This is a genomic window from Janthinobacterium sp. TB1-E2 (assembly GCF_036885605.1).
Lineage (GTDB): Bacteria > Pseudomonadota > Gammaproteobacteria > Burkholderiales > Burkholderiaceae_D > Janthinobacterium > Janthinobacterium aestuarii.
Genome location: NZ_CP142523.1, coordinates 2077675 through 2104447, shown reverse-complemented (window position 1 = coordinate 2104447; position 26773 = coordinate 2077675). Strand labels below are relative to the sequence as shown.

General features: G+C 62.3%; 23 protein-coding genes and 1 tRNA gene. 8 read left to right on the top strand and 16 right to left on the bottom strand.

Going from position 1 to position 26773, the window contains the following annotated elements:
• Window positions 1–10 precede the first annotated feature (10 nt).
• On the top strand, window positions 11–1246 hold the full coding sequence (locus tag OPV09_RS09495; protein WP_425324032.1) for an MFS transporter: 1236 nt from the start codon (window positions 11–13) through the stop codon (window positions 1244–1246).
• 10 nt (window positions 1247–1256) lie between these two features.
• On the opposite strand, the gene OPV09_RS09490 is transcribed toward OPV09_RS09495, so the two are convergent.
• From OPV09_RS09490 to OPV09_RS09475, 4 genes are all read right to left on the bottom strand, one after another.
• Window positions 1257–1751: a prolyl-tRNA synthetase associated domain-containing protein gene (locus tag OPV09_RS09490; RefSeq protein ID WP_338681390.1), complete on the bottom strand. Its 495-nt coding sequence runs from the start codon at window positions 1749–1751 to the stop codon at window positions 1257–1259.
• Window positions 1752–1815: 64 nt separating this feature from the next.
• Window positions 1816–2019 (bottom strand): DUF3079 domain-containing protein, encoded by a 204-nt coding sequence (locus OPV09_RS09485; RefSeq protein ID WP_338681389.1) that lies wholly within the window; start codon window positions 2017–2019, stop codon window positions 1816–1818.
• A 98-nt stretch (window positions 2020–2117) separates the two neighbouring features.
• Window positions 2118–2612, bottom strand: a complete 495-nt coding sequence (locus OPV09_RS09480; protein WP_338681388.1) for a hypothetical protein — start codon at window positions 2610–2612, stop codon at window positions 2118–2120.
• On the bottom strand, window positions 2613–3065 hold the full coding sequence (locus tag OPV09_RS09475; protein WP_254798629.1) for a GNAT family N-acetyltransferase: 453 nt from the start codon (window positions 3063–3065) through the stop codon (window positions 2613–2615). It lies immediately after the preceding gene.
• A 242-nt stretch (window positions 3066–3307) separates the two neighbouring features.
• Between OPV09_RS09475 and OPV09_RS09470 the strand changes: the two genes are divergently transcribed.
• Window positions 3308–4054, top strand: a complete 747-nt coding sequence (locus OPV09_RS09470) for a hypothetical protein (RefSeq protein WP_152546563.1) — start codon at window positions 3308–3310, stop codon at window positions 4052–4054.
• Between the two features lie 40 nt (window positions 4055–4094).
• Window positions 4095–4484, top strand: coding sequence for a hypothetical protein (locus tag OPV09_RS09465; RefSeq protein WP_338681385.1), 390 nt, complete (start codon window positions 4095–4097; stop codon window positions 4482–4484).
• A 190-nt stretch (window positions 4485–4674) separates the two neighbouring features.
• Here the strand turns inward: OPV09_RS09465 and OPV09_RS09460 are convergent, their stop codons facing one another.
• Together OPV09_RS09460 and OPV09_RS09455 are read right to left on the bottom strand one after the other, a co-directional pair.
• Window positions 4675–4947: a DUF4242 domain-containing protein gene (locus tag OPV09_RS09460; RefSeq protein ID WP_319993241.1), complete on the bottom strand. Its 273-nt coding sequence runs from the start codon at window positions 4945–4947 to the stop codon at window positions 4675–4677.
• 221 nt (window positions 4948–5168) lie between these two features.
• Window positions 5169–5414, bottom strand: coding sequence for a hypothetical protein (locus OPV09_RS09455; protein ID WP_034759085.1), 246 nt, complete (start codon window positions 5412–5414; stop codon window positions 5169–5171).
• 272 nt (window positions 5415–5686) lie between these two features.
• On the opposite strand from OPV09_RS09455, the gene OPV09_RS09450 reads away from it, so the two are divergent.
• Window positions 5687–7087: a PLP-dependent aminotransferase family protein gene (locus OPV09_RS09450; RefSeq protein WP_338681381.1), complete on the top strand. Its 1401-nt coding sequence runs from the start codon at window positions 5687–5689 to the stop codon at window positions 7085–7087.
• Window positions 7088–7375: 288 nt separating this feature from the next.
• Here OPV09_RS09450 and OPV09_RS09445 read toward each other — a convergent pair.
• The 5 genes from OPV09_RS09445 to OPV09_RS09425 all read right to left on the bottom strand — a co-directional run bounded on the left by OPV09_RS09445 (window position 7376) and on the right by OPV09_RS09425 (window position 12995).
• Window positions 7376–7465 (bottom strand) — tRNA-Ser (locus OPV09_RS09445).
• Between the two features lie 84 nt (window positions 7466–7549).
• Window positions 7550–9595, bottom strand: a complete 2046-nt coding sequence (locus OPV09_RS09440) for a putative bifunctional diguanylate cyclase/phosphodiesterase (RefSeq protein WP_338681379.1) — start codon at window positions 9593–9595, stop codon at window positions 7550–7552.
• A gap of 1 nt (window position 9596) precedes the next feature.
• Window positions 9597–10721 carry an EAL and HDOD domain-containing protein gene (locus OPV09_RS09435; protein ID WP_338681377.1) on the bottom strand — a complete coding sequence of 375 codons (1125 nt, stop codon included), beginning with the start codon at window positions 10719–10721 and terminating at the stop codon, window positions 9597–9599.
• Window positions 10722–10985: 264 nt separating this feature from the next.
• Entirely contained in the window at window positions 10986–11615 is a 630-nt protein-coding gene (locus OPV09_RS09430; protein WP_046682340.1) for a response regulator transcription factor, read from the bottom strand.
• A gap of 6 nt (window positions 11616–11621) precedes the next feature.
• On the bottom strand, window positions 11622–12995 hold the full coding sequence (locus OPV09_RS09425; protein ID WP_338681373.1) for a cache domain-containing protein: 1374 nt from the start codon (window positions 12993–12995) through the stop codon (window positions 11622–11624).
• 246 nt (window positions 12996–13241) lie between these two features.
• Here OPV09_RS09425 and OPV09_RS09420 point away from each other — a divergent pair, with 246 nt between their 5' ends.
• The 4 genes from OPV09_RS09420 (at window position 13242) to OPV09_RS09405 (ending at window position 20835) form a co-directional block, all read left to right on the top strand.
• Window positions 13242–15302 (top strand): carbon starvation CstA family protein, encoded by a 2061-nt coding sequence (locus OPV09_RS09420; protein WP_070302432.1) that lies wholly within the window; start codon window positions 13242–13244, stop codon window positions 15300–15302.
• Window positions 15302–15502 (top strand): YbdD/YjiX family protein, encoded by a 201-nt coding sequence (locus OPV09_RS09415; RefSeq protein ID WP_010396213.1) that lies wholly within the window; start codon window positions 15302–15304, stop codon window positions 15500–15502. Before OPV09_RS09420 ends, OPV09_RS09415 begins: the two co-directional genes overlap by 1 nt.
• A gap of 310 nt (window positions 15503–15812) precedes the next feature.
• Window positions 15813–18674, top strand: coding sequence for a hybrid sensor histidine kinase/response regulator (locus tag OPV09_RS09410; protein WP_338681372.1), 2862 nt, complete (start codon window positions 15813–15815; stop codon window positions 18672–18674).
• A 1-nt stretch (window position 18675) separates the two neighbouring features.
• Entirely contained in the window at window positions 18676–20835 is a 2160-nt protein-coding gene (locus OPV09_RS09405; RefSeq protein WP_338681371.1) for a putative bifunctional diguanylate cyclase/phosphodiesterase, read from the top strand.
• Here the strand turns inward: OPV09_RS09405 and OPV09_RS09400 are convergent.
• The 5 genes from OPV09_RS09400 to dnaX form a co-directional block, all read right to left on the bottom strand.
• A complete protein-coding gene (locus tag OPV09_RS09400) occupies window positions 20804–21937 on the bottom strand; it encodes an esterase-like activity of phytase family protein (RefSeq protein ID WP_338681369.1) in 1134 nt (377 codons plus the stop codon). The two genes, OPV09_RS09405 and OPV09_RS09400, sit on opposite strands and share 32 nt — an antisense overlap.
• A gap of 138 nt (window positions 21938–22075) precedes the next feature.
• The gene (locus OPV09_RS09395; RefSeq protein ID WP_338681367.1) at window positions 22076–23296 is read right to left on the bottom strand and encodes a CaiB/BaiF CoA-transferase family protein; all 1221 of its coding nucleotides are present in this window, start codon (window positions 23294–23296) and stop codon (window positions 22076–22078) included.
• A 7-nt stretch (window positions 23297–23303) separates the two neighbouring features.
• The gene (recR, locus tag OPV09_RS09390; protein WP_034786598.1) at window positions 23304–23894 is read right to left on the bottom strand and encodes a recombination mediator RecR; all 591 of its coding nucleotides are present in this window, start codon (window positions 23892–23894) and stop codon (window positions 23304–23306) included.
• Between the two features lie 47 nt (window positions 23895–23941).
• Window positions 23942–24268, bottom strand: coding sequence for a YbaB/EbfC family nucleoid-associated protein (locus tag OPV09_RS09385; RefSeq protein ID WP_034759121.1), 327 nt, complete (start codon window positions 24266–24268; stop codon window positions 23942–23944).
• Window positions 24269–24310: 42 nt separating this feature from the next.
• A complete protein-coding gene (dnaX, locus tag OPV09_RS09380) occupies window positions 24311–26641 on the bottom strand; it encodes a DNA polymerase III subunit gamma/tau (protein WP_338681360.1) in 2331 nt (776 codons plus the stop codon).
• Between the last annotated feature and the right edge of the window lie 132 nt (window positions 26642–26773).

The following is a 26773-nucleotide window of genomic DNA, read 5'->3' as shown; positions in this document are numbered from 1 at the left end:
CTTTACAAGGATGTTTGCCGTGAATCACGCCACTATCACTACCGGAACCAGCCCAGTGCTGGCCGACCGCCTCCCCGTTGCCGGCCTGCTGGCCCTGGCCATGACGGGTTTTATCTGCATCGTTACTGAAACCTTGCCCGCCGGCTTGCTGCCGCAGATCAGCGCGGGGCTCGACATCAGCGCCGCGCTGGCCGGGCAAATGGTCACGGCCTACGCGCTCGGCTCCCTGCTGGCGGCCATTCCGCTCACCATCGCCACGCGCGGCTGGCGCCGCCGCAACGTGCTGCTGCTGACCATCATCGGCTTTCTCGTGTTCAATACCGTCACGGCCTTGTCGTCGCACTACTGGCTGACTCTGGCGGCCCGCTTCTTTGCCGGCATGGCGGCCGGGCTGGCGTGGAGCTTGCTCGCCGGCTACGCGCGTCGCATGGTGGCGCCGCATCAGCAAGGCCGTGCCCTGGCGCTGGCCATGGTGGGCGCCCCCGTCGCCCTGTCCCTGGGCGTGCCGCTGGGCACTTTGCTCGGCTCGCTCGTCGGCTGGCGCGCCGCGTTCTGGATCATTTCTGCACTGACATTGATCCTGATCGCCTGGGTGCTGGCGAAGGTGCCCGACTACCCGGGCCAGTCCGTCCATGAACGCCTGCCCCTGCGCCGCGTCTTCACGACGCCGGGCGTGCGCCCCGTGCTGGCCGTCGTCATCGCCTGGATGCTGGCCCACAACATTCTCTACACCTACATCGCCCCGTTCGTCGCGCCGGCCGGATTGACGCGGCGAATCGACCTGGTGCTGCTCGTCTTCGGCGCCGCCGCCATGGCCGGCATCTGGATCACGGGCAAGCTGGTCGAGCGCCACCTGCGCGCCACCGTGCTGGCCAGCCTGGTCGTGTTCGCCGTGACGGCCCTCGTGCTGGGCCTCGCGTCGTACATCCCCACCCTGATCTACGTGGGCATGGCCATATGGGGACTGAGCTTTGGCGGCGCGGCAACGCTTTTACAAACGGCGCTGGCGGACACGGCCGGCAGCGGCGCCGACGTGGCCTTGTCGATGAATGTGGTGGCGTGGAATGGGGCGATTGCGGCCGCGGGCGTGGTGGGTGGCGCCCTGCTGGAAACCTGGGGCGCGGGCGCTTTCCCGTGGGCGATGGTGAGCTTGCTGGTGCTGGCCTTCCTTGTCGCCTGGTCGGCCCGCGAACACGGTTTCCGGCCGGGACGGCGCAGCGGCGGCGCGCCCGTGACCGGGCATTGAAAGACCCTATTTAAATAGCTGCCGGTACGTTCAGAATGCGGGGCACGTGGCCTGTATGCGCAAGGAAATCGACGAAGGCGGCATGCGACAGCGCCACCGTGGCCGTGTTGCGCAGCGGATGAGCTTGCACTGAATCAGCGTCCCACACAGCCTGGTCCAGCAGCAGTTCCACCGCCTGCGCGCTGTCGTGGATCAGCGCAAACAGACTGACGGCCCCAGGCGTGATGCCCAGGTGCTGCAGCAGGCGTTCGGGCGAAGCCATGCTCAGTTTGCTCGACGGCAGCAAACGTCCCAGCGCCGCCAGGCCGATGCGCTTGTCGAAAGGCACGATGACGAGAAAATGCCGCCGCCCCTTCTCGTCGCGCACGAACAGATTCTTCACCATCAAGCCGGGCATGGCTGGCACATGAATCAGTGCTTCATCGATGGTGTGCACGGCCGGGTGCTCGACGAATGGGCAATCGCCGGCATTGCTTTCCAGCCAGCGGGACAGGGTTTCTTGCATGGTGATTCCTCAGCTCGGACGCAATGAGGAATTGTAGCGGGTCAATGCGTGGCGGGGATTGCCATCAAGGCTTATTCTCCGGCTCCTTGTCGGCCCTGTCGGCCGCCGCCAGCCCCCAGTCATTCCAGCCTTCCCCAAACAGCTCGATCGGGTGCTGCGTGCGCTCGGAACCATTGCCACAACGCATGGCGTCCGGCGGGCAATACTTGTCGCAGCCCCAGCAGATGCGTTCGGGGTTCTTGGGGTTCAGGGGAAAGGGCTTGGCCATGGGGGGGACGCAGTCGGTTGAAGTCTCCTTGTTGACTCTAGACCTGGCGCGTGAGGCGGTCAAACGAATTCCAGTGAGGAATTTGTCCGAGGTCAATTCTATGCAGATGGCTCGTGTGGCTGAAAGACACAATACCCTTCCAGCACGATACGCGCCACATTGACACTACCGTCGGCGGCCGGCTGCTCCTTGAGTTCGTCCAGCGCATACACCATCGTCACCATGGCGCCAGGCACGAACAGCTTGGTGTCCTGCTTGCGGTGCGTGTAGATGCTCTCGTCGAATGTCGAGCCATCCGCCAGGCGCAAGGTAAAACTGTTGACTTGATCGCCACGCCGGCTATCCTGGCCCGCGAAATACATGCGCTCGATCCTGCCCGTCACCGTTTGCGTCTGGATGCGCCCGGCTTTGATGCTTTCCCACCACTCGTCCGAAGCGAACAGGCCTTGGCTGCCTTTCAGGCCCATGCGGGGCCTGGAACTGTCGAGAGTGAGAGATCGGGTCTTGGCGATACGGGCCGGGTCTTGTGCCAGGGCTTCGGCGAGGGTGTAGACGGGTTTCATCAGGGCGCAGGAATGGCTTGAAGCGCTCACTCAATGTTTGCGCCGAATGACGAAAGCATTGCCGGCAGGCTCAAAACCAAGTGTCGGATAGTAGGACATGGCATCGGGGGCGGACAGCAATATCAAGGACACTTCCTCGCCGATGATGGCCTGGGTGCGTTTGACAAGTTCTTTGCCGATACCGAGGCCCTGGTACTGCTTGTCTACGGCCAGGTCCGAGAGGTAGCAGCAATACGCATGGTCGGTCAGCGAACGGGCCAGCCCCACAAGCTCGCCATCCACCCATGCCGACAGCACCAGGCAAGGCGCGGCAAACATGCGCGCGATTCGAGGGAGGTTGCTGGTGGGCCGCTTGATGCCGGATTGATCGAACACGCGAACAACGTCCAGCGGATCAAGGGGAAAGTTATGACGATATTCGATAGTGGTGTTTTTCATTGGTTCACGGGTGTAAGAAGATTGCGCGTGGGAGACCTTTGCCATGGGGATAGTATCACCAGCGATGATTGAGGCATATGGACGCTACGGCATCAGTGAGCAGCCTGGGGGCCTCTTGTCCTTGCGCCGATGCTTGGCCGCCTGTACTGCGGGCGGAGGCGGCACCGCATCGCCGGGATGTCCATTCAGTTATTAGGGCGCCTCCAATCTGTTAAAATAGTTGAAAATTTTAATGATCAAATCATGAATAACCTGAACTTTTCAAATACAAAGAATGTGCTGAGCAAATGAAAGCCATTATATTCTGCACCAGCTTTATAAAAGATGCCCCATCATGGGGAAGTCGGTATCAGCGGTGGCTCGATTATTACAAAGATGTTCCTATCAATGCGGTAAAGAAGATAATGATTGATGATGGATCGCCATTTCTTCCACCTGCCGAAATCATCAATACAGTTTCCCATAGCGCTCCGCTGGCGTCGAATGGCGATAAAAATCTCATCATTCGCTTCGATAACAATCTGGGACGACAAAGCGGGGCCGACTACCCTGGCTGGTGGCGTAGCTTTCTCCACTCGGTCAAGGTGGCAAATGAATTAGGCGTGGATAAGATCATCCATATCGAGTCGGATGCCTATATCATGACGCCGCGCCTGGTGAATTTCATCAATGAAATCGAATCAGGCTGGAACGTCCTGTGGTCCCCGCGCTATCGCTTTCCGGAAACTGCCATTCAAGTTATCTGCAGAGATCAATTTGAAATTTTTGAGAAATTCAAGGAAAACCATCCCGATTATTCATTCCCGGATATTGCGGAAAGGTTGCTTCCTTTCACCACTGTGCACAAGCAGTTCAAAGGCGACCGCTACAGCGATTTCACGAAAAACAGATGGATATTCCGCTCAAAAAAATTCAACAAAATCCCCATTTTTAAACATGTGTTTTTCTGGGAAACCATACCGCCGGATGCGGACTTTGTTACGCAGGGTATTGGCCGTCAGGAGTTTGTTTATAGACGCGGTGAAGCGGCTTGATTTTGTGAGGGTGGCGAAGTTGCCGATTTGGATAGTAAATATGTTGCTACCGTTACGATTGAATAAACGCGTGTGCACCGCCCTTGTCGGCGTTCTTGCCGCCGGTACCGCATCGGCATTCGCTGCTACGCTTGACAAGGATCGGACACGCGGTGACATACATGGCTTGTTTGAAATCAGGGATGCAGCAGTAAAATTCATGGCTGCCGAGAATTCCAAAAATGGAACAAGCTGGCAGGTATTGGAGCCGAACCGGAAGATTCTGGTGGCAAAATGTGCGGTAGCTTTGCGGGTGAAATGGGTTCCGAAGAGCCATGGCCTGTCTGGACCGAATGTTGCTGTGAATTGCGACAAGACCGTAAAGCCCACGATACAACATAAATGGGAAGTGTTTGTGCCGGTCGATAAGGGGCCGATCGCGCGTAAATGATCAGGTGAGGATTGAAGAAACGAACTGATGTGTTGGGTGCTGTGAAAGCTGGCTCAATCGAAATCTGATTAGATAATCGAACGCGCGCCCACAGCGCGCGGAGCTGCCGCGCGGCGGCAACGGCTTGACCACGTTCAGCATTATCAGAGCGAAGCTCCGCCAAGGACGAGGCTACAGTACTTGGGCGGCACTACTCCGCCGTAGTCGGATCAATGACCGAGATGACCTCCGACACGCGGCTTGCAGGGAAGCCGCCTAGCTGGGCATGTTCGCGAACCAGTTCTTCATTTGCAGCGATGTAAACACAGTAGATTTTATCGCCGGTCACATAACTTTGGAGCCATTGAATTTGTGGTCCCATCTTGTTTAGTACACCGCATGACTTCTGAGAAATGGCTTGAAGCTCTTGCTCTGATAACTTTCCAGCCCCGGGAATATCACGCTCAATAACATACTTTGGCATAGCGCTCTCCTTATGAGGTTTCCTGGCGAGTACAGCACTCGCCGGTGCCATGCGTCACACATGCCGTGACGTCTATTCGTTATACACCACGCTGGCTGGTTAGTGTTATTGGAATTGCCACAAAATGCAGATACGCGCCCATGCGGCGCGCGGGGCTAGCCACTAGCCGCATCGGGGAATGGCTGCCGCATCACTCGATATCGGCCGCCTATTCTTTGCCATCATGGGAGGGTCATGTCCAAACCGACCATCCTGACAACGACGAAGGTGACGAGTCCCAGGCCCATGAGCAATAGCACGAAGCCTGCGACCACCTTCCCACTCGCGCGCAGCACAGCGCGATTCTGCTTCGCCTTGTCCTTATCCTTCTTCCCTTGATCGTAATGCCACTTGATGGCGAAGAACATGCCCGTGCCGAGCACGAGAGCCTTGAAGGTAACGAAAACTATAGGGGTCCAATCCAGCATTTTAAGTATTTCCAGTCTATTACTTGACACTATCTATCGTGAGGAGCACTGCCTCAAAACGCTGCTTCAGCAGCTTCTGCTCCAACCATCCCCCAGGCATCCTGTTTGACTCTTTCATTATAGCCAGCTATGAAATAACCATGGCATCAAGCGCAGCGACGTGCCGAATGCAGATGAGAGAGGAGAAACGTCAGCGACTGCCATGCAAGATTGGTGTTGCTGCACGTTATGATGCATACTACCTCAAAACAATTTCCATACATTGAGACAAAATGTCCCAGTTGAAAACCATACAAGATGAACATTTGACTATCTGGTTGCCGCGATTGCTGCCGCACGGGGGGCCACGTTTTTTGCAGATTGCCGACGCCTTGCAGGCGGCGGTGGCAGATGGATCGTTGACACCGGGCGACCGTCTGCCTCCGCAGCGCCACCTGGCAGCACAGCTGGACGTCGATCTGACGACGATCACGCGCGCCTACGACGAAGCCAGGCGCCGCAACTTGCTGGAGGGTCGCGGCGCCCGCGGCACTTATGTCGCGGCGCCAAAAGTCGAATTGACCGCTATCCTCGACCTCTCCATGAATACCCCGCCACCGCCCGATGGCGTGGACTTCGACGACATGCTGAAACAAGGTTTGTCTCAAGTATTGATGCGGGCAGACAATGAATTGCTGATGACTTACCACTTGGGTGGGGGAAGCGACTCCGACCGTCAGGCTGGCGCCAAATGGCTGGCACCGATGTTTGGACATCTGGATTCTCGACAGGTTGTCGTCTGTCCCGGTGCGCAAGCGGCGATCGCCGCACTGATCCTTGCGCTGACGGAACCTGGCGATGTCATCCTGGCAGAACCGACGAGTTATCCCGGCTTGCGTGCCGCAGCGACCCAATTCGGCCGGCACGTCATTGCCGTGGAAGCGGACAAGCACGGGATGCTGCCCGAGATGCTTGAGCAAGCATGCAGCCAGCACAAGCCCCGGCTGGTCTACCTCAATCCGACATTACAGAATCCGACCGCCATTACCATGCCGGAACGCCGGCGCAAGGAGCTCGCCAGCATCGCACTGCGCTGCAATGTACGCATCGTCGAGGACGATCCCTATTGGCTGCTTGCCGATGCCCCGCCACCACCTGTCGCCACGTTTGCACCGGAACAGGTAGTCTACATCTCCACCCTGTCAAAATGCCTGACGCCCGGCTTGCGTGTCGCCTTCGTGCTGATACGCGACCCATACGAACGCGAACGCTTCCTGGTCGCCCTCAGATCATTTGCGCTGATGGTCGCTCCTTTGACGGCCGCACTGGCCACGCAGTGGATACTCGACGGTTCGGCTGACGGATTGCTGGCAGGCGTACGCAAGGAGGCGCGCCTGCGCCACCGGATGGCCCGCGATATTCTGGCGGGACGCTACAGCGGCGCTGGAGACGGCCTGCATGTATGGCTCGAGTTGCCGGCATATTGGAATTCCTCACAGCTTGCGCATGCAGCCGCCAGCTACGGCATCGCAGTCACGCCGGCGGAGGCATTCGCCACTGGCAGCGGATCCGTGAATGCCATTCGTATCTCTTTAGGCAGCATCAAGGACCGTGGACGCTTGCAGGCGGGTCTGCAACGGCTGTCTCATCTGCTTGCGCGGCGACCCGAGTCATTTAGTGCTGCTGTGGTTTAAGTGTTTGCGGGCCGGTGTCAGTTCTCGGTCAGTTTGAGCTAGTCCGGCTTTCAGACACAGACTAATGCATTGGGCGCTGTGAAAGCTGGCGCAGCCGAAAAGCTGATTGGAACCACGAACGCGCGCCTGCGGCGCGCGGGGCTGCCGCGCAGCGGCAGCAGGTGGAGGATTCGGGGCGGGCTGGGCCGGTAGGCCCAGCCCTTCGAATCTCACACGCAGGGCGCGCAGGCGCCCTGCTCGCTTCCGCCAGGCAATAAAAAACCGCCCGAAGGCGGTTTCTTTATTTCTTGGCGGAAGCGGTGAGATTCGAACTCACGAACAGTTTAACCCGTCGCTAGTTTTCAAGACTAGTGCCTTCAACCACTCGGCCACGCTTCCAGATGGCAGCATTATACATAAAGGTCCGTGGCTTACCAATGGCTAGCACCGTTTGCCCGACAGGAAAGAGCGGGCATGCTTTCCTTACACGCCCCAGTTTTCCCGCAGCGCCTTCTCGAACTCCACGGCCGGCAATGGCCGCGAGAACAGGTAGCCCTGCACTTCGTCGCAGCCTGAGCTCTTCAGGAAGGCCAGCTGCTCGGCCGTTTCCACGCCTTCGGCGATCACTTTATGGTGCAGTTGCTGGGCGATGCTGATGATGGTGCTGGCGATGGCGCAGTCGCTGGCGTCGGTGGGGATGCCGGTGGTGAAGGAACGGTCGATCTTTAACGTATCGATGGGGAAGCGTTTCAGATAGGACAGGCTTGAGTAGCCGGTACCGAAGTCGTCCAGGGACAGGGCCACGCCCAGCGCCGTGATGCGGTCCATGATGCCGATGACTCTCTCGATGTTGTGCATCAGGGTGCTTTCCGTGATTTCCAGTTCCAGCCAGGCCGCTTCCAGGCCGTAGCGGGCCAGGGTCGCCGCCACTCTGGCGGGCAGCGCTGCCGTGAATTCGCGGGCGGAGACGTTGACGGCCAGGCGGATCGGCGGCAGGCCGGCCAGTTTCCACGCTTGCGCCTGGGCGCAGGCCGCTTCCAGTACCCATTCGCCCACTTGCACCACCAGGCCAGTCGATTCGGCCAAAGGAATAAACTCGGCGGGCGGGATCATGCCGTGCTGCGGGTGGTGCCAGCGCACCAGCGCTTCGGCGCCGATGATGCGGCCGCTGCCCAGGGCGTATTTCGGCTGGTAGTGCAACAGCAGTTGCTGTTCCGACAAAGCCTGGCGCAAGCCTGTTTCCAGGCGCATGCGCGCCTGCATGCCCAGGTTCATGTCCTGGCTGTAGAACGCCACGCTTTCCGCTTCGCCGCCGCTGTCCTGCTTGGCGCGGTACATCGCGATGTCGGCCAGGCGCAGCAGGGTTTCCGCATCTTGCGCGTCTTGCGGATACACGCTGATGCCGATGCTGGCGCCCACGCGCAAGTCGTGGCCTTCGATCAGGAACGGCTCCACCAACGAGGCCAGCAGCTTTTGCGCCACCATGCTCGCTTCGAAATGCTGGCCGATGTCGAACAGGCCGACGGCGAACTCGTCGCCGCCCAGGCGCGCCACCAGGTCTTGGTCGCGCAATACCTGGCGGAAACGCAGGGAGACCTGGCGCAGCAGTTCGTCGCCGATGCGCCGGCCCAGGGTGTCGTTGATCAGCTTAAAACGGTTCAGGTCGATGAACAGCACGCAGCCGAGCATCTTGCTGCGCTGCGCCACGGAGAGGGCCTGGTCGACCAGCTTGGCCAGCAAGGTGCGGTTGGGCAGGCTGGTCAGCGGATCGTAATACGCCAGGTGGTGCAGCCGCTCTTCGGCCAGCTTGCGTTCCGTGATGTCCGTCAGGTAGGCGATGAGTCCGATCGGCTTGTCGTCCAGATCTTGCAGCGGAGACAGGGACAGGCTGGCCCAGAAGACCTCGCCCGACTTCTTTCGGCGGCGCACCTCCATCAGGCGCCCTCCCTGCTCCAGGAAGGCGTCGTGGAAACCCGTGTCTTCGTCGTCGTACAGGAACAAAATGTTGCGCCCCACGGCTTCCACCGAGGTGTAGCCGAACAGGCGCTCGGCGCCCTTGTTCCAGCTCGTGATGTAACCGGTCAAGTCCATCGTCAGTACGGATTCGTGCAACTGGTCGAGGATTTGCGTCTGTTGCGCCAGCAAGGCTTCGACTTGCGCATAGGCATGGGTCGAGCGTTGCGCCAGCGAATGCACTTGCAGGACGCCGGCCGTCAACGATGCCAGGCTGGCCAGGTGGCGGCGGTCGGCGTCGTTATACAGCGGGCGGCCAGCCACGCTGTAGTGGCCGAAACAGTGGCCGTCGAAACTGACTTCTTGCAGCAAGGTGGGCGTATCGCGGGGAAACGATGCGGCCGGCACAGCGGCGTCCGTGCCGGCCGCGGGCAGGAACTGGCCATGCGGGCTGGCCATCACCGTGCTGGCGATACGGCCCAGCTCAGCGACCAGCGCGGGGCCGCGCAAACGCACGACGGCGTCGCACAGGGCGGCGCTGTCACCGAGGAAATCCGACACCGGAAACAGGGCCATGCTAGAGGTTCCGGCTGACCTGGATGGCCCATTGGTAGGCCTGCAGCAGGCTGCGCCAATAGGTTTCTCCATCGATGCCGGCGCGGCGCAAGCGGTCGGGCGGTGGCGTGGCGCTTTCGACCAGCGCCAGCAAGGTGCCCAGCTCGCCATTGCGTTCCAGCAAGGCGGCGCTGACTTCCGGCGCCAGGTTCAGGGTGGCGATGATCTCTTGCATCGGCATGCCCAGCAGGACGTCAAGCAGCGAAAATACGCCCGCCATGAAGGCCAGGTCCTGCGCTTCGCGGTCGCCGCCGCGCAACTGGCACAGCGCTTCCATCTGCGCCGCGCGCACGGCCGCCAGTGGCAGCAATGCGTGGATCTTGCCGTCGTCCTGTTGCCGCGCATACAGCAGCAGTTGCAGCCAGCGCTGCAGCTGGCGCCGGCCCAGCAGGGTGATGGCCTGGCTGAAGCTGGTAATCGGCGCCGTGAAACCGAAGGCGGCTGAATTGACCAGTTTCAATAAATGATAGCTGAGGGCCGGATCTTGCTTGAGCGGCACTTCCAGCTCGTGCGCGTCCGCATCGCGGGCCAGCAGGCCCAGCAGCGACATCAGCCGGCGCCGCGACGTGGCGTCTTCCGGCTCGCCTTGCTGGCGCGCATGCTGCAAGGCGTAATCGCCGGCAAACCAGCTGACGCCAAGTTCTTGCAACGCGGCAATCTGCCCCCCATCGGCGATGTTGTAGGCCAGGTGCGGCCCCGGCAAGGGCAGCAGCTGATGCAGGGCCGGGTGTGCGCCTGCCGCGTCAAAGCTCAGCGCGCGCGCGTCGACTTGCGCCGCCACCACGGGATTGGCGTCGGCGCCATCGAGAAGGATGCGGTAGCCGGCGTCGCGCCATTGCCGGCATTTTTTCTGGAGTTGCTTGTCGCCGGCAAGCTGGGCCGGCAAACGGAAGATGGTGCGTTGCGGCGCCAGTTGCGCCAGCACAACCTCGTCCACGCCATGCGGGTCGGCCAGGGGAATGATGCAGTCGAGCGGCGCCAGGAAGGCATACGCATCGGCAGCGGCCAGCGCCGCCAGCAGCGGCGCCGTCGAGGCCTGCGGTACATGCACGGTGACAGCGACCCACTCGTTATGAGCATTGGCCACTGCTTGTAATCCCACCAACGGAAACAGGTTTGATTCAGACGCTGACATCGGTATCTCAGTGTGGGTAGGGCGCCATAGTAAATAAACTGACCAGCATTGGCAACCCTGGCCCGACAGAGATGCCCTCGACAGCGAGAATCATTCTATCTGAATCTCACCCACGAAACAGTTTAATTTTGGCAATAGATGTTCAAAAAGAACATTCCCCCGCGAGACCCGCCTGCCATGCGGGTCAGCCAAAAACCCGGTACCGCGCACGCATGCTCAGGCGCTGCCGCCATGCGCGTGCTCGACCGCGTATTTGATCAATTCAGCCTGCCCTTCGATGCCGAGCTTGCGCTTGATGTTCAGCCGGTGCGTCTCCACCGTGCGCACGCTCAGGTCGAGCGCGCGGGCGATCTGCTTGTTCGACTGGCCTCCCGCAATGTGCTGCAGCACCTGCTGCTCGCGCGTGGTGAGGAAGGAATCGTGGACTTGCGGGCGCGACAGTTGCCGCGCCAGGGCGGCGCTGTAATAAATGCCGCCGGACATCACGGTCTCGATGGCAAACACAATATCTTTACCTGGAGCATCTTTGAGCACATAGCCGCGCGCCCCGGCGGCGATGGCTTGCGACACGTATTCGAGCTTGTCGTGCATGGACAGAATCAGCACGGCAATCTGCGGAAACGCCTGCTTGAACAGGGCCGTCGCTTCAATGCCGTTCGTGCCGCGCATATTGATATCCATCAGCACGAGGTCCACCTGGTGCGTGCGCGCCTGGCTCAACGCTTCGTCGGCGCCGCCCGCCTCGGCCACGACGTCGAAATGCGCGACCGCTTCCAGGCGCGCGCGCAGGCCGTCGCGCACGAGGGGGTGGTCGTCCACCAGCAGGATGTTGATCTTCTCGGTCATGGTTCTCTATTTTAATGTGGAGGAAAGCTCGAGCCGCGCCAGCACCACGGTGCCGGCCAGGGACGAGGTGATGTGCAGGCTGCCGCCGATGGCTTCCATGCGTTCCGTCATGTTGCGCAGGCCGATGCCGCGCTGCGGGTGCAAGGCGATGCCGTCGAAATCGAAGCCGCCGCCATTATCCCGGATGCGCAACTCCACGGCCTTGCCCGACTCGTGCAGGCTCACTTCCACGCCGCGGGCGTGGGCATGGCGCTCGCAATTGGTCAGCGCTTCCTGGGCGATGCGGAACAGCACGGTATTGACCATATCGGGCAAGCCCTCGCCCGCCGCCGCGGGGCTGGCCGTGAAACTGGCTTGCGCGCTGCTGCTGTCATTGAATTCATGCACGAGGTGATCGAGCGCGGCGGCCAGGCCCAGGTCATCCAGAATGGCCGGGCGCAGATTGTGCGAAATGCGCCGCACCTCGCCCAGCACCTTATTCAGTTGCTCGGCCGCCCGCTCGAAGGTGGCGGGCGCCTTGTCTTTCTGTTCCGCATTGCCGCCCAGGCGCGCGATGCCCGCCTCGATCTGCAGCTTGATCGACACCAGCCACTGGCTGATGCCGTCATGCAAGTCGCGCGACAGCCGCGCCCGCTCTTCCTCCTGCGATTCCACCACGCGCTGCGCCAGCACTTTCAGCTTGGCGTCGGCCACGCGCAGTTCGCGCAAGTTCAGCACGAGGCCGCAGGCGGCCACCAGCAGGGAACCGAGGATGGCGATGGCGGCAATCAGCTCCATGGTCGAGCGGATATTGCGCGACTGCTGGGCATCGACCTTGGCCAGCGCCTGGTCCACGTCATCCATATAAATGCCGGTACCCATCATCCAGCCCCATTCCGGCATCAGGATCACATAGCCGAGCTTGGGCGCGGACTTGTTCGTCGACGGCTTGATCCAGTTGTAGCGCTCGAAACCGCCGCCGCTCTTGGCCCGCTGCATCAGGCGCTGGATGGTCAGATTGCCTTCGGCGTCGCGCAATTGCCACAGGTTCTGCCCCACCAGTTCGGGCTGGCGCGGATGCATCAGCGACTTGCCCTGAAGATCATAGATGAAGAAATAGCCATCGTCGCCATAGCTGAGGGCCGACAGGATGCGCTTGGCCTCCTCTTGCGTGGCGTCATCCTTGCGCCCCGACTGGTACAGCGAGGCAATGGAATGGCTGGCCAGGGTCACGTAATGCTTGAGCTCGGCTTCCTTGCTGGCCAGATACGCTTGCTGAATGGTGGCGCGCTGCTGCTCGGCCAGGGTAATCGCCTGGTGCCGCACGGCAAACGCGATGGCGCACAGGGCGAGGATGAGCGGCGTGATGGCCAGGAAGATGACTTTCTGTCTGAGTTTCATGGCCTTGCGCGCTCCGGCGGCGTCGATGCTGGTGGGAATGCGTGATTTTACGTCGCGGCGCGGCGATCGGTCTGCGTAGTAATACTGAGCGTTACTGCGTAGTGCTGCGCTTGCGGCAATTATACGATTCCTGAATACTCGCCATAAGCTGCAGATACCACGAATTCACACCCAAACTGGCGACGACCAGGCTCGGCAGCACACATCATCGCACGGCACAGCGCCCGTCACATCTCTGGAGGAAGCATGAACCGCATTTTCAAACAGCTCGGCTGGGCAGCGCTTGCGCTGGCAGGCGCCGGGTCCTTGGGCGTCGTCGCCCTGCAACGCGGCGAATCGATCAGCGCGATCTGGATCGTCATCGCCGCCGTCTGCGTCTATCTGATCGCCTACCGTTTCTACAGCCTGTTCATCGCCGACAAGGTGCTGGGCCTGGACTCGCGTCGCATGACGCCGGCCTTCAAGCACAACGATGGCCTCGACCACGTGCCAACCAACAAATATGTGCTGTTCGGCCACCATTTCGCGGCGATTGCCGGCGCCGGTCCCCTCGTCGGCCCCGTGCTGGCCGCACAGATGGGCTATCTGCCCGGCATGCTGTGGATTTTGGCTGGCGTCGTGTTCGCCGGTGCCGTGCAGGATTTCATCGTGCTGTTCATTTCCATGCGCCGCGACGGCCGCTCGCTGGGCGACCTGATCAAGGCTGAACTGGGCGAAATTCCCGGCATGATTGCCTTGCTCGGCTGCTTCATGATCATGGTCATCATCCTGGCCGTGCTGGCATTGATCGTCGTCAAGGCGCTGACTGGCTCCCCATGGGGCAGCTTCACCGTGATGGCGACGATCCCCATCGCCCTGTTCATGGGCGTGTACTCGCGCTTCATCCGCGTGGGCCGCATCGGCGAAATTTCCATCATCGGCTTCGTCTTGCTGATGCTGGCCATCATCGGCGGCCAGTACGTGCAGGAACACGCGGTATTGGGCCCGATGTTCACGTTTACCGGCACGGAACTGACGTGGATGCTGATCGGCTACGGCTTCATCGCCTCGGTCCTGCCCGTGTGGCTGCTGCTGGCGCCGCGCGACTACCTGTCTACTTTTCTTAAAATCGGCACCATCCTGGGCCTGGCCATCGGCATCATCGTCGTCGCGCCTTACCTAAAAATGCCGGCCATGACCAAGTTCATCGATGGCTCCGGCCCCGTCTGGTCGGGCAATCTGTTCCCCTTCCTGTTCATCACCATCGCCTGCGGCGCGGTCTCCGGCTTCCACGCGCTGATTTCCTCGGGCACCACGCCGAAGATGATTGAAAACGAAAGCCATGCCCGCTTCATCGGCTATGGCGCCATGCTGATGGAATCGTTCGTCGCCATCATGGCCCTGGTGGCCGCCTCGACCATCGAACCAGGCATCTATTTCGCCATGAACAGCCCGGCCGCCCTGATCGGCACAACGGCCGAGTCCGCCGCACAGGCGATCTCGCAGTGGGGCTTTTATGTGACGCCGGAAATGCTGACGCAAACGGCCAAGGACGTGGGCGAGCACAGCATCATCTCGCGCGCCGGCGGCGCACCGACCCTGGCCGTCGGCATGGCCCAGATTCTCTCGGGTGCCATCGGCGGCAAGGCCATGATGGCCTTCTGGTACCACTTCGCGATTTTGTTCGAAGCGCTGTTCATCCTGACGGCCGTCGATGCGGGCACGCGTGCCGGCCGCTTCATGCTGCAAGATTTGCTGGGCAGCTTCGTGCCAGCGCTGAAACAGACGGAAAACGTCATCGCCAACCTGCTGGCCACGGGCCTGTGCGTGGCGGCCTGGGGCTACTTCCTGTACCAGGGCGTGGTCGATCCATTGGGCGGCATCAACACCCTGTGGCCGCTGTTCGGCATCGCCAACCAGATGCTGGCCGCGATTGCGCTGATCCTCGGCACGTGCGTGTTGTTCAAGATGAAACGTGGCCAGTATGCGTGGGTCACCATCACGCCGACCATCTGGCTGCTGCTGTGCACCTTGACGGCGGGCTGGCAAAAGATTTTCGACGCCAACCCGCGCGTCGGCTTCCTCGCGCACGCCAAGAAATACTCGGCGGCACTCGATGAAGGCACCCTGCTGGCGCCAGCCAAGTCCGTGGCGCAGATGCAGCAGATCATCTTCAACGATTACCTGGACGCCGGCCTGGCCGCCTTCTTCGTGGTGGTCGTCGTCAGCGTGCTGTTCTTCGGCATCCGCACCATCATGAAGGCGCGCGCCGACAGCAAGCCTAGCACCAAGGAAACGCCGTTCCAGGCCTTGCCCACGGTGCAATGATGATCGACGAAATCATCAAGGCTGGACGGTATCTGGGGCAAAGCATGCGGCTCATGTGCGGCTTGCCCGAGTACGACACCTACGTGGCGCACCGGGAAGTCACCCATCCCGGCGAGCCGATGATGACGTATGAAGAGTTCTTCCGTGAACGGCAGGAAGCCCGCTACGGCGGCGCCGGTAAGCGTGGTGGCTGCTGTTAGTTGTGGTGACACCTGCCCCAGCCTACTGCGCGTCGGTATAGGTGGCCTGCGATGCTCACCGTACTTTAGTACGGTTGCGCTTCTCGGCCACCTCTCCCTTCCGCTCGCTACGGCTGGATCAGGTGTTGTAGCTCAGCAATAATTTGAGGGCGGTCTTGCGAGACCGCCCTATTTGTTTCATCTCGTATAAGTTTCCCTCCCCTCTCCTTCCTTAGACCCACATCAATATCATGGTGTGTCTTCGCGTCTATATTTTTCCAATAGGAAATTAAAAAACAGTCAACAGTCCGACCGGAGAAGCGCCGCAACCATGTTCAATTTCCAACGCTCCAGCATCAGCCAGAAGCTGACCATGATTTCGGTACTGTCGTCGGGCTGCGCGCTGCTGCTGGTGTTCGTGGCGTTTGCGCTGACGTCCGTGCTCAGCCACAAGGACGATGAAGGCAAGCAGCTGCTGTCGCTGGCGGGCGTGATCGGTGCGGCCAGCGCGGCGCCCTTGCTGGCAGGCAAATCGGCGCAGCCGCAGGCGGAACAGGTGCTGGCCGCGCTGGCCGCGCGCGACGAGGTCGCCCAGGCGGCCCTTTTCGACCGGAACGGGCGCCTGTTCGCCCTGTACCGCGCGCCGCAGCATGCCGATGGCCTGGCCACGCCGGAGGACCTGGACCCGGCCCTGCTGGCCGACATGGCCGTGCAGCCCGTCACGCAAGGCACGGGCACGACCCTGGCGCCCGCCATGCGCCTGTACCGCCCCGTCTACCGGCCAGGCGAGCAGCAGCTGCAGCAGCTGATCGGCGCCGTGCTGATCGAGACGGACCTGAACCACATGTGGCGCGACATCGGCCGCCACGTGGGCGCCATCGGCGGCGCCACCGTGCTGTCCTTCCTGATCGCCGTGTTCCTCGCGCGGCGTTTCAAAAGCGTGATCGCCGAACCGATCACCAAGCTGATCGACACGGCGCAAAAAGTGTCGAGCAGCCAGACCTACAGCCACCGCATCGCGCACCAGCGCAGCGACGAGCTGGGCGTGCTGATCGACAGTTTCAACGACATGCTGGCGCAGATCGACAGCCGCGACAGCACCCTGGCCAATTACCGCGACCAGCTCGAGCGCCAAGTGGGAGTGCGCACGGCGCAGCTGGAAAAGGCCAAGGATGCGGCCGAGGCCGCCAGCCAGGCGAAGAGCGCGTTTCTTGCCACCATGAGCCATGAAATCCGCACGCCAATGAATGGCGTGCTGGGCATGACGGAGCTGCTGCTGGCCAGCCCTTTGAGCCCGCAGCAGCGCCACTACACGAGCATGGTGCAGCGCTCGGGGCAGAATTTGCTGGTGATCATCAACGACATCCTCGACTTTTCCAAGATCGAGGCGGGCAAGCTGAGCGTGGAATACATCCGCTTCAATTTCCGCGAATTGCTCGACGACATAGAACACGTGTTCGCGCCGCAGGCGCAAGCGAAAAACATCAGCCTGGAATTCAACATCGCGTTTGACATTCCCATCGCCATCTGCGGCGACCCGAACCGTTTGCGCCAGATCATCGTCAATCTGCTGGGCAACGCCATCAAGTTTACGGAAACGGGCAAGGTCACCGTGAAAGTGACCGTGTGCAGCGAAGACGCGCCCAGCGTGGGCTTGCGTTTCGAGGTGCACGACACGGGCATCGGCGTATCGAGCGAGGCGCAGACGCGCATCTTCGAATCGTTCTCGCAGGCGGACGGCTCGACCACGCGCAAGCACGGCGGCACGGGCCTGGGATTGACAATTTCGAAACAGCTGGTGGAACTGATGGGCGGCACTATCGGCGTTGATAATGCTTTAACGCAAGGATCGATCTTCTGGTTCGAAGTAAATTTCGATAAGCGGCGAGTCGACAGCGACGACCCGTCCTTCAACCTGAAAACCACGCGAGGGTTACGCGCCTTGATCGTCGACCACACACCGGCCACGCGCGCCGTGCTGGAGCGGCAACTGGCCAGCTGGCACATCGTCAGCGACAGCGCCGGCACGGCCGGCGACTGCCTGACCAAGCTGCACACGGCCGCGCAGGCGGGCACGCCGTATGGCGTGGCGCTGCTCGACATGGAATTGCCGCGCACCAGCGGCCTGGCCCTGGCCGCCACCATCAAGAGCGACCCGCTGCTGGCCGACCTCAAATTACTGCTGCTGAGTACCGAACAGGCGGCAGCCGACCCGGTGCAGCGGCGCGAGGCGGGCGTGGCCTTCCAGCTGATCAAGCCGGCCCGCGAATGCGACCTGTTCGACTGCATCGTCACGCCGCCGCGCGCCAGCGAGGGCATGCGCATCCATCCGCCGCATGCGGCGCGGCAAGTGGGCCGGCGCCAGCGCCGCCGCGTACTGCTGGCCGAGGACAATCCCGTCAACGTGGAAGTGGCGCTGGCCATGCTCGACAGCCTGGGCCTGGACGTGGTCTGCGCGCGCAACGGCGAACAGGCCTTGCAGGCGGCGCAGGCCGAGGATTTCGATTTGATCCTGATGGATTGCCAGATGCCCGTAATGGATGGCTTTGCCGCCACGGCGGAAATCCGCCGCCACGAACAGCAGTGCGGCCACGCGCGCGTGCTGCCCATCGTCGCCATCACGGCCAATGCGCTGCAGGGCGACCGCGAAGCGTGCCTGGCGGCCGGCATGGACGATTACCTGAGCAAGCCGTTCACGCAGCAGGACCTGGGCCACACCATCGCCCGCTGGATCACCCTGCCGCGCGCGGCCACCGTGCACCACAGCGAAGCGCCGGAGCGGCAAGCGCCTGTGGAGGTGCAGCCCGCACCGCCGCCCGAGCAAACGCCGACATCGGCCCAGCCGCTGAACCGGCAGGCGCTGGAAAACATCCGCGCCCTGTCCGGCACGGATGGCGATGCGCTGCTCGAGCGGGTCATCCTCGCCTTTACCAGCGAGACGCCGCGCCAGCTGAGCGCCATGCGCGCGGCGATTGCCGGCGCCGATGCGGAAGCGCTGCGCAAGGTGGCGCACAGCCTCAAGTCGGGCAGCGCCAACGTGGGTGCCGACAGCCTGGCGCAGCTGTGCAAGGAAATGGAAAAACTGGGCCGCGCTAGCAGCACCGAGGGCGCGGCTCTCCTGCTGCAGCAGATGCAGCAAACCTTCCTGACCGTACGCGAATCGCTGAACGCCATCCTCGTGAAGGAACACTGACATGACAGCGCCCCTCTCCCCTCCCCGCGGCCTGGTGCTGGTGGCCGACGACGATCCCGTCATGCGCTTGCTGATGCGGCAAATGCTCACGCAGGTGGGCCTGGACGTGATCGAGGCCGAAGATGGCGTGCAGGCGCTGGCCAGCTACAAGCACAGCGGCCCGGACCTCGTCATGCTCGACGTCGACATGCCGGCCATGGACGGCTTTGCCGTGTGCCGCGAAATCCGCCACCAGGAAGTGGGCGGCACGGTACCCATCATCATGGTCACGGGCGGCGACGAGCTGGAAGCCGTTACGCGCGCCTACGAGGTGGGCGCGACGGATTTCATTTCCAAGCCCATCAACTGGCCCATCCTCGGCCACCGCGTGCTGTACGTGCTGCGCGCCAGCGACGCGATCGCTCGCCTGCGCATCGCCGACGCGCACAACCGCGCCGTGCTGGCCGCCATCCCCGACACCTTCTTTCGCCTCAACAGCGAAGGTTTTTATCTCGACTACGAGCAGGGTCACGATGCCAGCGCCGGCTTTTCCATCACCGACTGCGTGGGCAGCCATATCCGCGACGTGCTGCCGCCCGAAATCGCCGCGCGCCTGCTCGACCAGACGCACGCCGTGCTGGCCACGCAGCACATCGGCTCGGTCGACTACACGCTCACGCACGAAGACAGCACGCGCCACTTCGAAGCGCGCCTGGTGGCGACGGGGGCCGATGAAGTGCTGGGACTGGTGCGCGACATCAGCGAGCGCAAGCGCACCGAGGAGCAGATCCGCCGCCTCGCCTATTGCGACAGCCTGACGGGCATTCCCAACCGGCAGGCGTTCCTGGAAACCCTGGAGCGCGAACTGGTGCGCTCGAAAGAGCACGACAAGAAATTCGCCGTGCTGTTCATGGACCTCGATGCCTTCAAGCGCATCAACGACACCCTGGGCCACGACGTGGGCGACCATTTGCTCAAGGTGGTGTCCGAGCGCCTGCGCGAAACCATCCGCCCCAGCGACCTGGTGCTGCGCGCCGAATACGAGCTCGATGGCGTCTTTGGCGGCAGCAACCTGGCGCGCCTGGGTGGCGACGAATTCACGATATTGATACCCGACCTGGAACGGGTGGAAGATGCGCTGAACGTGGCGCACCGGGTCAAGGAAGCCATGCGCCGGCCGTTCATGATTGAGGCGCACGAGATTTTCGTCACGGCCAGCATCGGCATCTCGCTGTATCCGGAAGATGGCGAGGACTGCAACTCGCTGCTCAAATATGCGGACACGGCCATGTACCACGCGAAGAACTGCGGCAAGAACAATGCCAAGCTGTACAGCTCTTCGCTGACGATGGAAATCATGAGCCACGTCAAGATGGAAGTGGGTTTGAGGAAAGCCTTGCAGAACAACGAACTGTATTTGCTGTACCAGCCGCAGATCGACGTGCCCAGCACGCAGATCGTCGGCGTGGAAGCGCTTGTGCGGTGGCGCCATCCGGAACGGGGCATCATTTCGCCCACGGAATTCATCCCGCTGGCCGAAGAGACGGGGTTGATCGTGCCCATCGGCGAATGGGTGCTGCGCACGGCCTGCAACCAGGCCAAGGCGTGGCAAAACGCTAGCGGGCGCGCCATCCGCATGGCCGTCAACCTGTCGGCCAAGCAATTCAAAGATGAAAACCTGATGCAGATCGTGCTCTCGGCCCTGGCCGACACGGGCCTCGATGCGCGCCTGCTGGAACTGGAATTGACGGAAGGGACCTTGATGGACGATGCGCGCGCCACCATGGTGACCCTGGAGCAATTGCGCGGCATCGGCGTGTACCTGTCGATCGACGACTTCGGCACAGGCTATTCGTCAATGAATTACCTGAAACGCTTCGACGTGCGGGCCTTGAAGATCGACAAGAGCTTTATCGCCGGCTTGCCGCAGGATGCGGAAAACGCGGCCATCACGCGCGCCATCATCGCCATGGCGCATGGTTTGAAGATGGTGGTGGTGGCCGAGGGCGTGGAAACGGATGAGCAGCTGGTGATGCTGGAAGAATACGGCTGCGACATGGTGCAAGGCTATTTCCTGGGCTACCCGTCGCCGCACGACACGATCACGGCCATGCTGGCCAGGCAGACGAAGCAGCTGGCCAGCGTGGAAACTAGAGCACTTCGAAGGCAAGGATTTGCGTGACTTGCAGCGGATTAAAATTGTCATCGGAAATCAAAACCAGACTGCGGCGGCCGTTTTCCAGGCGCGGCCCCCAGCTGATGCCTTCGATATTGTCGACCCGTGCCAGGCCGATCTTTTCCAGGTCCAGCAGCAAACGCTTGCGCGCCGGCACATAGGACGCGCCCGCCAGGGCCGGCAGCGCCTGCACATCGGTGGCGCCCTGCGTTTCCATTTCGTAGATGCGCACGTGGTTCGTATAGACGCCGTCCGCGTTGGCCACGCCGGCCCGCTCCACCACCAGCAACTGATGGTCGTTGACGGCGAGGATTTCCGACACGCCATTGTCCGCCTCGCGTCCGGGCCCGGGCCGCGACGCCACCGGCTCGACCGGATACGCATACTGGCCCAGGACCTTGCCCGCGCGGTCCAGGCGCGTGATGCGCACGATGGAGCCGTTGTCGGGCGTGGCCAGCGGGCCATCCTGGTACAGGGCCGCTTCCATGCCCAGCCACAGGCTCTTGCCATCGCTGGCAAACGACAGCGCTTCAAACGTCATGTTGTTGCGCGAGCCAACCTCGTCCTTCGAGACATTGAACATCGCCGGTGTCGGCAAGGTGGCCAGGTAACGGCCGCCGCTGTCGGCATGACGCACGAACGGATGCAGGCCCACCTTGCGGTTGCCTTCGCTGCCGTACCACAGACTGCCATCCTGCGGATCGACGCGGATGGTTTCGATATCGGCCACCTGGTCGCCCTGATCCAATTTTGCATGCGCCAGGTTCGGATAGCGGCTGCCGTCGGGCTGCGTGAAGAAATGCACGCTGTTCAAGGTCACGCCCGCGAACGCCTTGCTGTCGTAATTCAAGACAGCGCGGTAGAAGCGGGCCGGATTGATTTCCGAGCGGTCATCGCTTTCCATCACCCAGCTCTTATTGGCCGCATCGTAATCGATGCCGGACAAGCCGCCCACTGTGGTGCCCTCGAACGCCTGCCTGAGCGCGATACGCTGCTCGCCGATCAGGCGCAGGCCCGTAATCGGCGCGTCATGCGGGAAGCTGGCGCAGGCGGAGAGGAGGATAGTGCTGGATGCCAGGACAAGCGCACGGTGAAAAAAACGATGCATGATAGATATCAGATGAGTTGCGTAGGTCGGCTTAGCGCGAAGCGCGTAAGCCGACAACATTATTAATTTGGCCAGCGGTGGCGTCGGATTACGCGGCGCGCCGCCGCTAATCCGACCTACCTTCCCGACATCATTCCACTACACCACCCCATCGGCCTTCAGCCGCGCGATGGCCGCCGCATCGTAGCCGAGCGACGCCAGCACCTCGTCGTTGTGCTGGCCCAAAGTCGGCCCCAGCCACTGCGTCTTGCCCGGCGTGGCGGACAGTTTCGGGCTGATGGCGGGCAATTTGACGGGTGTGCCGTCAGGGAACTGATGCTGCTCGAACATCTCGCGGGCAAGAAATTGCGGGTCGCTCATCATGTCGCGCACGGAGTAGATTTTGCCGGCCGGCACATCCGCCGCCTTCAGCACGGCCAGCGCGCTGTCTATCGTGTGCTTGGCGCACCAGGCGCCGATGGCGTCGTCGATTTCCTGCGTGCGCGCGACCCGGCCATCGTTGCGCGCCAGTTGCGGGTCGCCCGCCATGTCGATGCGGCCCATGGCCAGCATCAAGCGCTTGAAGATGGCGTCGCCATTGCCGGCAATCACGATATTTTCGCCATCGCCCGTCGTGTAGGTATTCGAGGGCACGATGCCGGGCAGCGAGCCGCCCGTGCGCTCGCGCACCACGCCCGCCTGGTCGTATTCGGGCACCAGGGATTCCATCAGGTTGAACACGGATTCGTACAGGGCCACGTCGACCATCTGCCCTTCGCCAGCGACCGCACCACCGGTCACATCGCGGTGGCGCAAGGCCATCATGGCGCCGATCACGCCGTGCAAGGCCGCCACGGAGTCGCCGATCGATACGCCGACGCGCACGGGCGGACGGTCGGCAAAGCCGGACACATAGCGCAAGCCGCCCATCGATTCGCCGATGGCGCCGAAACCGGGCAAATCCTTCATCGGCCCCGTCTGGCCAAAGCCGGACAGGCGCACCATGATGAGGGATGGTTTGATCTGCTTGAGCTGTTCGTAGCCGAGATCCCACTTTTCCAGCACGCCGGGGCGGTAGTTCTCGATGATGATGTCCGCTTCCAGGGCCAGCTGGCGCGCGATGGCGCGGCCTTCCGGCGACTTCAGGTTCAGGGTGACGCTTTTCTTGTTGCGCGCCTGCACCGACCACCACAGCGAGGTGCCATCCTTCAGTACGCGCCAGGTACGGATGGGATCGCCGCCATCGGGCGACTCGATCTTGATCACGTCGGCGCCGAATTCAGCCAGCATGCGGGCACAGAACGGCCCCGCGATCAGGGTGCCCAGTTCCAGCACTTTAATGCCTTGCAATGGACCAGTGGTCGCGGAGGATTCTGTCATGTTGTAATCAGGTTGCCCTGCGGTCGAGCATCGCGCGGGCAATCGTGCCCGCGTCGACGTATTCCAGTTCGCCGCCCACGGGCACGCCGCGGGCCAGGCGGCTCACGCGCAAGCCCCGCGCCTTCAGCATTTCGCTGATGTAGTGGGCCGTCGCTTCGCCTTCATTCGTGAAGTTGGTGGCCAGCACCACTTCGCCGACCACGCCATCGTTGGCGCGGTTCAATAATTTTTCAAGGTGGATGTCTTTCGGGCCGATGCCGTCCAGCGGAGAGAGCCGTCCCATGAGGACGAAATACAGGCCCTTGTAGGTCAGCGTCTGCTCGATCATCAGCTGGTCGGCGGGCGTTTCCACCACGCACAGCAAGCGCTTGTCGCGCTCTTCGTCGAGACAGGTCTCGCACACTTCATGTTCGGTAAAGGTGTTGCACAGGCCGCAGTGATGCACGGCATCGACGGCCTGGAACAGGGCGCGCGACAGCATGGCCGCGCCTTCCCTATCGTGCTGCAACAAATGAAACGCCATCCGCTGCGCCGACTTGGGGCCGACGCCGGGCAGGCGCCGCAGCGCCTCGGTCAAGAATTCAAGCGACTTGGACATGGATCAACCTTGCCCCGTGCCATAGATCGAGCGCATGCGGTAGTGCATCAGAATGGCATTTTGAAGCCGGCTGGCAAGTTCATGCCGCCAGTCAAGCCTGCCATTTTTTCAGCGGAGGTCGCTTCCGCCTTGCGCACGGCGTCGTTGAAGGCGGCAGCCACCAGGTCTTCCAGCATGTCCTTGTCGTCGGCCAGCAAGGACGGGTCGATGGAGACGCGCTTGACGTCGTTCTTGCACGTCATGACGATTTTCACGAGGCCGGCGCCGGACTGGCCTTCCACTTCCACCAGCGCCAGTTGTTCCTGGGCTTTTTTCATGTTGTCTTGCATTGCTTGCGCCTGCTTCATCAGGCCAGCCAGTTGATTTTTCATCATGAGAATGCTCCGTTCAATTCAGTTTATGAGTTTTGTTAATCATTAATGCAGGGTCGGCGCGGCGGAGCCGGCCGGTGCAGGGGTAATCGTTCCCGGCACAACAAAAGCGTCGAATGCACGCTTCATGTCGAGCACGAAGGGATCGCTGGCGATGGTTTCTTCCGCTTGCAGCTGGCACGCCTCGCGGTGGGCCTGCGCTTCCGCGCTGGCCGTGTACCAGACGGCGCCCAGTTCCGTGTCGACATTGACCTTGCGGCCGAAGCGCTCGCTGAGCACGGCCGCCAGTTTTTCCACGTTGGCCGGACTGCGCCACGTATCGATCGGCACGCGCAGGCGGAAAGTCGTGCTGTGGCCGTCGTGCAGGCATTCGATCAGCTCGGCCTGCACGGCCAGTTGCTGGGCGATGCCACGCAGGGGCAGCACGGCGGCAACGGCTGGCCAGTTGCCGTCCCAGTCCAGGCCCGGCACGGGTGTAATCACATATGGCCCGCTCGGTGCAGCTTGCTTGGCGGCACGCTGCGGCATGATGACGGCCGGCTGTTCGCTGCTTTGCGCGGCGGGCGCCGACACGGCAGCCGAGGCGCTGTCGTCGGAAAATTCGGTGACCCACGGCGGCAAGTCGTCGTCGGCGGGCGCCTGCTGTGGCGGCGGCGCGGCAGGACGCGCCTGCTGCACGGGTGCCGTAGCGGCCACTGGCGCTTCCATCACGGCGACCGGTGGCGCATCGTCCCACGGCGCAGGCGCTTTCGCGGCGGCGGGTGGTGGCGGTGCTGCCTGGACCGGTGCGGCCGGTGCCACTGGCGCTGCGGAGACAGGTTCCGCTGCCGGTGCGGGGGCAGCCGGCTTGGGCGCCGACGATGGCGCCGATGGCGCGCTGCCCGGACGGCCTTTCGAGGCGGCACGGGCCGCTTCCAGCGCCGCATTGATGGCGGCGCGGGCGGAACTGATGGGGGCGCCCGAAGCTGCCGGGGCGGCCGCAGCCGGAGCGGCAGGTGGCGGCGCTGCTGGTGCTGGCGCCGGGGCGGCTACAGCTGCTGGTGCCGGTGCCGGAGCGGCCGCGCGTGGTGGCGGCGCTTCGCTGCGGGCCATGCTGGCGGCAGCGGCTGCGACCACGGCGGGCGGGGTCACGGCTGCATGGCTGGCCACGCTGTTCGTGGCGGCGCGGGCGGCCGGTGCGGATGCGCCGGCCGCGGCGCGCGCGGCGGCCACGGCAGCAGGACGATTGCCCGATACAGAAGCTGGCGCGGCAGCAGGTACACCTTCGGCGCCGCCTATGCCGGGCCGAAAGGCCAGCATGCGCAGCAAGGTCATGGTAAAGCCCGCATATTCGTCGGGCGCCAGGCCCAGTTCATTGCGGCCATGCACGGCGATCTGATAAAACAGCTGGACTTCTTCCGCGTCAAACGCGGCAGCGAGGCGGACGATGTCCGCGTATTCGGGTAAATCCTGCGGCAAGGCGGCGGGCACGGTTTGCGCCAGCGCAATGCGGTGCAACAAGGTGCCCAGGTCTTGCAGGGCGCCGTTGTACGACAGGCTGCGCGACGCCATCTCGTCGGCCACGGCCAGCAGATCGGCGCCATCCTGCTGCGCCAGCGCGTCGAGCAGGCGCACCAGGTACGATTGGTCGAGCGCACCGAGCATGCCTTGCACGGCGTCCAGGGTCACCGCGCCGGCCGCGTAGGCAATGGCCTGGTCCGTCAGGGACAGCGCATCGCGCATGGAGCCGTGGGCGCCCTGGGCCAGCAGGCGCAAGGCCGGCTGTTCGAAGGTGATGCCCTCTTGCCCCAGGATATTGTCCAGGTGGCTGATGATGTGGCCGGGCGGCATCTGCTTGAGGTTGAACTGCAGGCAGCGCGACAGCACGGTCACTGGAATCTTTTGCGGGTCCGTCGTGGCCAGGATGAACTTGACATGCTCGGGCGGTTCTTCCAGGGTTTTGAGCATGGAATTGAACGCGTGGTTCGTCAGCATGTGCACCTCATCGATCATATAGACCTTGAAGCGCGCATTGCTTGGTGCATACACGGCTTGCTCGAGCAGCTGCGCCATTTCATCGACGCCGCGGTTCGACGCCGCATCCATCTCTATATAGTCGACAAAGCGTCCCGCGTCGATCGCCGTGCACGCTTCGCACTGGCCGCAAGGCTGGGCCGTGATGCCGCCCGTGCCATCGGGGCCGATGCAATTGAGCGACTTGGCCAGGATGCGCGACAGGGTCGTCTTGCCGACGCCGCGCGTGCCCGTGAACAGATAGGCGTGATGCAATCGGCCGCTGTGCAAGGCATGCGTGAGCGCGCGCACGACGTGCTCCTGGCCGACGAGCGTCTCGAAATTCTTGGGGCGGTATTTACGGGCGAGGACTTGATAGGACATGCTGAGATTTTACCATGCGATTTTGCGGGTGATCCTGCGCGGCGGGCGCAAGCCTCATGGCCGGGCCAGGACAAATCTGGCAAACGCGGCAAAGCAGCAATTGTATAACATGGCCAGCTAGAAACAGTGAAA